At 74.0% G+C, this 1,317-nt stretch carries 1 pseudogene; it reads right to left on the bottom strand.

The annotated features are described in order from the left end of the window. Positions 1-157 precede the first annotated feature (157 nt). Positions 158-1,031 (bottom strand): annotated as a pseudogene (locus ACFWEP_RS34710) (class I SAM-dependent methyltransferase). Positions 1,032-1,317 lie beyond the last annotated feature (286 nt).

The raw sequence follows: 1,317 nt of genomic DNA, 5'->3' as shown, positions 1-1,317 counted from the left end.
AGGCTGGCCGGGTTGCGGAACCGCTGACCCGGCGCGCGGCGCCCGGCGCGCGGCGCCCGGCGCGCGGCGCCCGGCGCGCGGCGCTCGCCGCGTCGGGCCTCCCGCCGGGGCGACCGTCCGCCGTCCCGGCGGTGCCGGGCGGCAGACGGGGCGTCTGTCAGGAAGCGCGCAGGAACGCCGAGTGCGATGCCTTGCCGAGGAAGGTGAAGCGGGTGGTGCCCGTGAGGTGCTTGTTCAGCGCTTCCTCGATGCCCGGCCACTTGGGGTCACCGAAGTCGTCGAGGACGACGATCGCGCCCGGGGCGGCGATCTCCTCCGCCCATTCGAGGTCCTCGGCGACGCCCTCGGCCGAGTGGTCGCCCTCGACGACGATCACGCCGTGAGTGCGGTCCGAGACGGCCGCGCGGGTCTCGGGGTCCTCGGAGTAGCCCCGCTGGATCCGGGCGGCAGCGCCCGCCGGGCCGGCCAGGGCGACGTCGGTGCGGACGGCATGCTCGTCGACCGGGGCACCGGAGGGGTCGGGTCGCTCAGGGGTGCCGGGCTGGAGCTGCACACCGGCGAAGGGGTCCACGATGGTCACGCGGGGGCTGCGCCCGGCGCGCTCCATCATCCGGATCAGCCCCGTGGAGAACATGCCGTAGAGCGTGCCGATCTCCAGGATCTCGTCGTTCGGCGGGTCGAGCAGCGGAATCGTCCCGAGCTTGGCACAGATGTTCATGGTGCCGCCTGCGATCCGGCCGACGCCGAGCGACTCCAGCGCCACCAGCAGCCGGAACGCGGTGGCGACATTGCGGGCGGCGGCCTGCCGGTTCCCGGCGAGTTCCGCGACCTCCGCCCGCATGCGCTTCAGGGGCCCGGGGCTCACCACCCGCGAAAGACCGCGGCCACGGTCGTCGAGCAGCAGGTCGAGGGTGAGCTGTTGCTCGCTTCATCTGCTCGAGCGCCTCTGCGAGGGAGTCCCGCTCGGCGGTCGAGGAGCGGATCCGCCGGTCGACGCGCTGGTCGATGAGCTCGGCGATCGGCCGCAGCATGCGCCGGGAAGCCGAACTGGTGAGGAGGGTTCAGCTGTTCACGGCCGGAAGACCTCAATCCGTCGTATGTCGGGTGGGCGTGCCGGATCCGGGGTGAGACAGGTGAGGTGGGCGCCTCCGGCAGGGGAGCGACACGCGGCCCAGGGGAGCCGGAACAGACGGCCAACACGGGATGGCGGAATCGCGTGGTCCCGATGCCCGGTGGTCGGCGGACCGTCGCCGGGGGCCGTGCCGGTGCCCGCCCGCGCCCGAAAACACCGACGGCCGGGGCGGCGGTCGTGGTGAC

Origin of the sequence: Streptomyces sp. NPDC060198, assembly GCF_042728415.1 — a bacterium.
Classification (GTDB): Bacteria; Actinomycetota; Actinomycetes; order Streptomycetales; family Streptomycetaceae; genus Streptomyces.
This window is presented reverse-complemented; position numbering and strand designations above follow the sequence as displayed.